General features: G+C 37.2%; 9 protein-coding genes and 3 pseudogenes. All 12 read left to right on the forward strand.

Annotated elements, in window-relative coordinates; genetic code table 11:
• Window positions 1-116 (forward strand): YqaH family protein (locus LWH95_RS21115; protein WP_332880201.1); only part of this gene is annotated, 116 nt, incomplete at its 5' end.
• Window positions 113-287: pseudogene (locus tag LWH95_RS21120) on the forward strand (hypothetical protein). The gene LWH95_RS21115 and the pseudogene LWH95_RS21120, both read left to right, overlap by 4 nt.
• Complete coding sequence (locus tag LWH95_RS21125) at window positions 247-441, forward strand: YqaI family protein (protein WP_003229905.1); 195 nt, start codon at window positions 247-249, stop codon at window positions 439-441. The pseudogene LWH95_RS21120 and the gene LWH95_RS21125 overlap by 41 nt, the downstream one beginning before the upstream one ends.
• A 106-nt stretch (window positions 442-547) precedes the next feature.
• Window positions 548-1,507: a YqaJ viral recombinase family nuclease gene (locus tag LWH95_RS21130; RefSeq protein WP_232920314.1), complete on the forward strand. Its 960-nt coding sequence runs from the start codon at window positions 548-550 to the stop codon at window positions 1,505-1,507.
• 50 nt (window positions 1,508-1,557) lie between these two features.
• Window positions 1,558-1,632, forward strand: a pseudogene (locus LWH95_RS21135) (hypothetical protein); the annotation flags it as partial.
• Between the two features lie 259 nt (window positions 1,633-1,891).
• The gene (locus tag LWH95_RS21140) at window positions 1,892-2,194 is read left to right on the forward strand and encodes a hypothetical protein (RefSeq protein WP_232920315.1); all 303 of its coding nucleotides are present in this window, start codon (window positions 1,892-1,894) and stop codon (window positions 2,192-2,194) included.
• 150 nt (window positions 2,195-2,344) lie between these two features.
• Window positions 2,345-2,800 carry a sigma factor-like helix-turn-helix DNA-binding protein gene (locus tag LWH95_RS21145; protein ID WP_232920316.1) on the forward strand — a complete coding sequence of 152 codons (456 nt, stop codon included), beginning with the start codon at window positions 2,345-2,347 and terminating at the stop codon, window positions 2,798-2,800.
• Window positions 2,801-2,965: 165 nt separating this feature from the next.
• On the forward strand, window positions 2,966-3,154 hold the full coding sequence (locus tag LWH95_RS21150; RefSeq protein ID WP_232920317.1) for a hypothetical protein: 189 nt from the start codon (window positions 2,966-2,968) through the stop codon (window positions 3,152-3,154).
• Window positions 3,155-3,681: 527 nt separating this feature from the next.
• Window positions 3,682-4,323, forward strand: coding sequence for a hypothetical protein (locus LWH95_RS21155; RefSeq protein ID WP_232920318.1), 642 nt, complete (start codon window positions 3,682-3,684; stop codon window positions 4,321-4,323).
• Between the two features lie 135 nt (window positions 4,324-4,458).
• Complete coding sequence (locus tag LWH95_RS21160; protein ID WP_232920319.1) at window positions 4,459-4,890, forward strand: hypothetical protein; 432 nt, start codon at window positions 4,459-4,461, stop codon at window positions 4,888-4,890.
• Between the two features lie 188 nt (window positions 4,891-5,078).
• The gene (gene terS / locus LWH95_RS21165; RefSeq protein ID WP_232920320.1) at window positions 5,079-5,798 is read left to right on the forward strand and encodes a phage terminase small subunit; all 720 of its coding nucleotides are present in this window, start codon (window positions 5,079-5,081) and stop codon (window positions 5,796-5,798) included.
• Window positions 5,791-7,042, forward strand: a pseudogene (locus tag LWH95_RS21170) (PBSX family phage terminase large subunit); the annotation flags it as partial. The gene terS and the pseudogene LWH95_RS21170, both read left to right, overlap by 8 nt.

Raw genomic sequence — 7,042 nt, forward strand, 5'->3', positions numbered from 1 at the left:
AGGTTCTTACTGAGGATATTAGCCGGCTTGCAAACAAAGGACGTCTTTATGAAACGGCATTGAAAATGCAACAGCAAGGTATCAACTTAACTGTAGTGAGCAGGTGTATAGGATGATGGTTCATTTTATTCATAAACCGGCAACTGCTCTGGAAGTTCGTAAATGGTGTGCGATGATTCGTAACAATAGTGAATTTCCATCTGTTATGGGATAGACGTGCAGACAAATTCAGAGAGGAGAATAAGAATGGTCGAAAATCCAATGGTCATAAACAACTGGCACGATAAGCTGACTGAAACGGATGTGCAAATAGATTTTTACGGTGATGAAGTAACTCCAGTTGATGATTATGTAATTGATGGCGGCGAAATCATTCTCAGAGAGAACTTGGAAAGATATCTAAGGGAGCAGCTTGGTTTTGAATTTAAAAATGCGCAATAAAAAAGCCCACTCGGCAAAGTGGACTTCTTTAAAGGCTATCAATAAAAACTCATGTGCAAAATATTTTATCAGATAGCCTCAATAAACACAATGGGGGTTAGGTAGTATGACAAGCAAAAGGGCTGAGATTCATGCTAAGACTACTGAAATGAGCCATGATGAATGGCTCATTGAAAGAAGAAAAGGAATTGGCGGCTCAGATGCATCTATTATATTGGGGTTAAACAAGTGGAAGACACCTTTTGAATTATGGTTAGACAAAACAGGACAGGTCCCTGTTAGTGAATCGCAAAGTGAAGCTGCTTACTTTGGATCATTGCTTGAAGACATTGTTGCAAAAGAATTTGAGATACGTAGTGGCAAGAAGGTTAGACGTAAAAAAGCAATACTCAGACATCCGGAACATGATTTCATACTGGCTAATGTAGATCGGATGATTGTTGGTGAAAAAGCGATCCTTGAATGTAAAACAACCTCTGCCTACAACTTAAAAGAATGGGAAGACGAAGAAATCCCCGAGAGCTATATCGTGCAGGTCCAGCATTATCTGGGTGTGCTTGGGCCTAAATATCGGAAAGCTTATTTTGCTGTGCTGATCGGCGGGAACAAATTTGTCTGGAAAGAGATTGAGAGAGACGACGAGTTAATTGACATGATCTTAGAAGCAGAGATTGAGTTCTGGAATGACAAGGTCTTAGGTGGACAAGCTCCTGCTTTAGATGGTTCAAGTGCTGCGGAGGAATACCTCAAAAAACGATATGCCGAAACGGAAAATAACAAAGCTATTGATTTAACTGGGGCTAATCGAGAACGTATTCAACAATACTTGCTTCTTAAAGAACAGATCTCTGAGCTTCAAAGTCAGGCAAAAGAACTAGAGAACCAAATCAAACATGAAATGAAGGATGCAGAGTATGGTTTTATCGGAAACTATCAAGCTTGCTGGAAGCCTGTTGTCTCAAATCGAGTTGACACGAAAAAGCTCAAAGACCAGTTTCCGGATATTTACGAGAAGGTCAAAAAGGAAACTCATTTCAGACGTTTTGGAATCAAGGAGGTTAGCTGATTATGGCTACTAATCAATCGATTAAAAACAGCATCCAAAAGAAACAAAAAAGGAAGACAGTGATTCAAACTGTAAAGGGCAGTTTTGCGCGGGTTGACCATGAAATAGGATACAAAGTCAGGTAAGTTATTGAAAGGAAGTTTTATGGTGGTGCCATTGCAAGATTGAAGGTCAACGTGACATCACATCAATGGAAGATGAAGCGATGGACAGTTGAGTAGGATGCCGACTACCTAAAAGTGCATCCAGATTACATATCGGTGCTTGTAGTAAAGACAGACTTTACCTCTAATTACTGTTCATTTGGGTGTTATGTTTTTTATTACTCATATATAAAAAAAACATTCATATGAATTAATGTAAAATATTTCAAGGGGTGGTTAGATGTCTAACAACAATGAAGTTGAGTTAAGAATTAATGGATTTTGCCAAAACATTGGGGCACCGCCAGATATACAATACTCCCCACCTATTTATCCACAAACACCAACCATGCAAGATATAAGTAAATGTATCGGCAGATGGACGTATATTTGGTTTTGGAATAGAAGGGATCCTGTTTGGTTATATATCACCACGGTAGGTCTAGATATTCATAGAAATGGGAAACCAGCTGTCTGGGGATGTATGGGAACTGGTACTAGGGGAATTTATTTATCAGATATTTCTAATTTTCGCTGTGATTAGCAAAGTATTAAATCAACTTAGTTACAGTTCATTATAATACTAGTTATAATAACGAAAAATCCAAGACGGGAAGCCTGCGGACACTGAACTTACAGCATTTACTCTGTTTGTTTGGTGTCCGTTTTTTATTTGGAAAAGGAGGACACAATCATGAATCGAAAAGATATTGAAAATCTAATCAATAGCTATCACTGGATGGCAAAAGAGGTTCATCGATTGCAGAAGGTACTCTATGGTTCGGTAATTCCAATGAAAAATTGGGGTGTTGCTCAATATGGACTAGAAGCAGCTATGCCTAAAGGAAGTCCCGGGAAGAGTCAGGCTGAATTGCGGCAAATGGATATGAGAGAAGAACGTCTTTTCAAACGTCTTAAGTATTATGAAGAGCGAGTATATGCAGTGGAGCTAGGTGCCGAAAAGATCAAAGGGGAGCAACATAAGGTCATTTATGACTGCATGATGGAGGGAATGAGCTACCGTGCAATAGGTCTTCATCTTGGTATTTCAAGGGAAACTGTACGCAAAATGAAAGACGAATTGATCAGCCAATTATGCCAAGATTGCCACTTTGAGCGTTTGTTGAATCTGAAAAAATCTGTAGTGTAAAATGGGAGGCAGGTCGGCGCGGCAGGTAATTTTGTGTGGTAAAGCCGATTATTTAGTTAAGCTCTAGCCATATTTATTAGGGAACAGGGCTTTCGTTCGACAAATTTTGCGAACTGTTCCATTTACAGACCCCTTGCCTGATAATAGAGCAAGAGGTGAATGGTTATGAAATTTGAAGTTGTATTTTGGTTTGACAATGAAAATATTAGAACAGCTAAAGTAATTGCAGAATCTGAGAAAGCACTTATAAAAGAATTACAAGAATGTGATCATTGGTATGAGTTTGAAGATGGCAAGCGAATTGCGAATGTAAACATGCGACTTGTAACACAATTTGATGTAAAAAAAAGGTGAAAATAATTAAAAAGTATCCCACGGGATACTTTTTTAATTTGTGCTGTAAACCATGTCCGGTGTATCTCAGAAGAGATTAGCTTTTGAGATGTGCTTGTTTTAGAGAGAATTGAAGGAGTTTTTCATTCGACAAATTTTGCAAAATGTTCTTTGTCATAATCTCTTGCCGATATTAAGGTAGGGGGTGAAAACATGACAAGAACAATTAATGTTAATCAGCAACATTTGTTAGAACAGTTAGCAGGCGGGGTCGGTAAACCGTCAATGTACAATAGAAGCTCTAATTGATATTCTCATCGACAAAAAGGTATTTACAGAAGAAGAATTCGTTAAATATCAAATGCATCATTTAGAACAGTCAGCAGATGAGCATTCTGCGGAGCTTTTAGGTGTCAGTAAAGAAGATTACATAAAAAGCAGAAAATAATTAGCCGTCCTATAAGAGAGCTTTTTATACGGTTAATTCCCATAAAGTTTCCAATGCGATCTGTTTTTCACCGATAATAGTTTGGAGATGAGATGAAAACATGAGTTTTGAAACTAAATATTTAATAAGGTGGGGCATACCTGGATGGATGTTATTATTTTGGATAGGTGCATTTTTTGTTTTAACTGAATTAGATTATCTAACAGCTCATATAAAATTTTCAGATATCGGAAAATTAGTGGGGGTTTTTATTTCTCTAGGAGTATTTGGGGTAGTAATCGGTTACATAATTCATCATTTATATTTCGTAGCAAATTGGATATTTAATAAAAATCGGATTTTTGATAATGCGATTGAGAGGGTTTGTAACTTTCCCTATCCAAATAATTGGAATAAAAATAATAAGGAAGATTATTTTTATTTTGAGTTTATATGGCACAAAAATTTACTGGGAATCGATGAAGAAAAAAGAAATTATATTGTTGAGCGGTATAGATATCTATTATCTACAATCCATGCATTAGGAACTGTTTTTGTAAGTCATTTTTTAGCTGCTTTATTTACAATAATTGCCGGATTGTGGAAATATGGTCTATCATCATTTCCACTTAGAATTGAAGTTATGTTAGGTATACAGCTTGTCATTGTTTTAATTGTTGTTTCAAGCTTTAAATACTATTCAGCAAACTTAAACTATTTCCAAGGAAGTTTTTTAGACAAAATGATAAAAGAAGAACTTTAGTGCCCTCTTTAGGGTACAGTTTTTATTCCCTGCAGATATGATTAAGACAATGGGGCATGAATTTAAGTGAGTATATAAAAATATGTAAAAATTGTTTTATTGTTGTATTATAATGAGTTCAAAAGGAGGAATATTATGAAAGAAGCAATTATTAATTACATACCAGAATTGATTGGAGGTATTATAATTGCTGTACTAAGTTATTGGTTGACGAGTAGAAGTGAGAAAGCAAGGGCTAGGCAACAATTACAAAATCAAGAAAAATTATTTGAAAATGAAAAAGAGAAAATCAAACTTGAGTACGATGGCAAGCTTAGAGAACAGGAATTAAGATTAAATCATGAGAAGGATCTGTTAGAACAACAGTACCAACAAGAGATAGAAAAATATAATATGCAAACATTAGATCAACAATTAGATAACATTTTTACCGGTGAGTATGATGTGAATAAAATTAGTGAACAAGTAGAAGGATTAGGAGAGGTACTTGAACAATTAGAGAAGTTGGATAAGATAGCGAAAAGTGGAACGTTTAAAAATTCTAATCATCCGGCTGACAAAAGATAAACACTATCCTATTAAACATTTTGTTGATTACGTCTTTCTAATCGGGAAGGCGTTTTTTATGTTTTCAATAGACTGTTTCAAATCATAGGATAGAAAATTTTTTGCTAGATTAATAACTTGGTGTCAGTTTTTAGAGAGAATATCTTTTCCAAAACAACTCAATTCAAAGGAGGCGGCGGTGGATGTAGATGGCTGAAAAGCACATTCAAGCGCATAAAGACTACCTCAAAGGTATGAAATACAAGGACCTTGCTGAGAGATACGGGGTGTCTGTTAACACAATCAAATCGTGGAAACAGCGGCATGGTTGGCAAAGAAAAAAGGGTGCACCTCCCAAGAAAAGTGTGCACACAAAAAAAGTAGGTGCACCACTCGGTAACAAAAATGCTTTAGGGAATAAGGGCGGCGCACCACAGAGAAATCAAAACGCTATGACTCATGGATTCTTCTCGAAATTCTTGCCAGAAGAAACTCTCTCCATCATGGAAGAGATTCAGGAATGCTCACCTGTCGATATGATATGGGATCAGATACAGATCCAATATGCTGCAATTATAAGGGCTCAAAAAATCATGTTCGTTTCTGATAAGAAAGAAATGATTAAGGAACTTAAAAAGAAAAAGTCAATCCTATCTGAGATGGACGAAGTCGAAGAGGAAGAATACGAATTTCAATTTTCTTGGGATCGTCATGCTACGTTCTTGAACGCTCAATCTCGGGCAATGGCAGAGCTCAGGAACCTAATTAAACAGTTTGATGAACTAGCCCATTCGGAAGACGAACGACGCCTTAAATTGGAGCATATGCGTTTAAGTATAGACAAGAAAAAATTAGAGATTGAAGAACTTACAGAAGAAGATAAACCTTTTGAGATCACCATTGTGAACAAAGGTGATGACAGTGATTAAACAGGTAAATCCGCATTTTAAAGAGTTTCTCTTTGACTGGAATCAAAAGTTTCAGTTTCTCGTGGGTGGTTATGGATCATCCAAAAGTTATCATGTGGCACTCAAGATTATTCTGAAATTGCTTAAAGAAAAACGGACTGCACTTGTTATCAGAGAGATGTACGACACACATAGGGACTCCACATTTTCTCTTTTTGATGAAATTGTAAGTGATCTGAAATTAAATGGAATTGTTAGGTGCGTATCTTCTCCTATGCAGATTCGATTTTCAAATGGCAGCAGAATCATCTTTAAAGGGATGGATAAGCCAGCTAAACTAAAATCAATCAATAATATTTCACTCATTTGGATTGAGGAATGTTCTGAAGTGAAGTATGAGGGATTCAAGGAGCTATTAGGACGTCTTCGTCACCCAACGTTGCCGCTCCATATGATTCTCTCAACAAATCCAGTCGGAGAGGACAATTGGACTTTTAAGCATTTCTTTAAAGACGATCGAGATAAGCGGTTTGTACTGGATGATAAAGAGCTTTATCGAAAGCGGATAATCGTTAGAAACGACACCTATTATCATCACTCAACGGCGGATGATAATCTTTTTCTGCCAGAAAGCTATGTACAGCAACTTGAAGAATTGAAGGAATATGACCCAGACCTTTACCGGATTGCGCGGAAAGGTCATTTTGGCGTGAATGGAATTCGGGTACTGCCACAATTCGAAGAGCGACCGCATGAAGAGGTTATGACTGCAATCGATAATATTAACCGCCCGCTTAAACGAGTTGGCATGGACTTTGGTTTTGTTGAGTCGTATAACGCTGTTGTTAGGGTTGCTGTGGATCACGAAAAGAAATATCTCTATATCTATTGGGAGTATTACAAAAATGGACTGACGGATGATAAGACAGCCGAAGAACTTAAGGAATTTGCCGAGACTAAAGAATTAATCAAGGCGGATTCAGCAGAGCCAAAGACAATCCGTTATTTTCAGCAACACGGTTTCAATATGGTGGGCGCCCGTAAGTACCAAGGATCACGTCTCCAATACACAAAGAAGATCAAACGGTTCAGGAAGATCATTTGCTCTGACAGTTGCAAGAACACGATTTATGAACTTAAACCGCTCACTTATGCTACCGATAAGCTGGGGAACATCATAGAACTATAGACCCGCATACACTATCAGCTATCTGGTACGCTCTCGATGATTATGAGGTAACCGATTTGAAAGAAGAATCTAAAGG

Source organism: Bacillus sp. G16 (assembly GCF_021282335.1).
Classification (GTDB): Bacteria; Bacillota; Bacilli; order Bacillales; family Bacillaceae; genus Bacillus; species Bacillus inaquosorum.

Bases quoted from the DNA above. Each gene is read 5' to 3' on its own strand.
- LWH95_RS21140 (WP_232920315.1), top strand. From the start codon at position 1,892: ATGTCTAACAACAATGAAGTTGAGTTAAGAATTAATGGATTTTGCCAA.
- LWH95_RS21150 (WP_232920317.1), top strand. From the start codon at position 2,966: ATGAAATTTGAAGTTGTATTTTGGTTTGACAATGAAAATATTAGAACA.
- terS (WP_232920320.1), top strand. From the start codon at position 5,079: ATGGCTGAAAAGCACATTCAAGCGCATAAAGACTACCTCAAAGGTATG.
- LWH95_RS21155 (WP_232920318.1), top strand. From the start codon at position 3,682: ATGAGTTTTGAAACTAAATATTTAATAAGGTGGGGCATACCTGGATGG.
- LWH95_RS21125 (WP_003229905.1), top strand. From the start codon at position 247: ATGGTCGAAAATCCAATGGTCATAAACAACTGGCACGATAAGCTGACT.
- LWH95_RS21145 (WP_232920316.1), top strand. From the start codon at position 2,345: ATGAATCGAAAAGATATTGAAAATCTAATCAATAGCTATCACTGGATG.
- LWH95_RS21160 (WP_232920319.1), top strand. From the start codon at position 4,459: ATGAAAGAAGCAATTATTAATTACATACCAGAATTGATTGGAGGTATT.
- LWH95_RS21130 (WP_232920314.1), top strand. From the start codon at position 548: ATGACAAGCAAAAGGGCTGAGATTCATGCTAAGACTACTGAAATGAGC.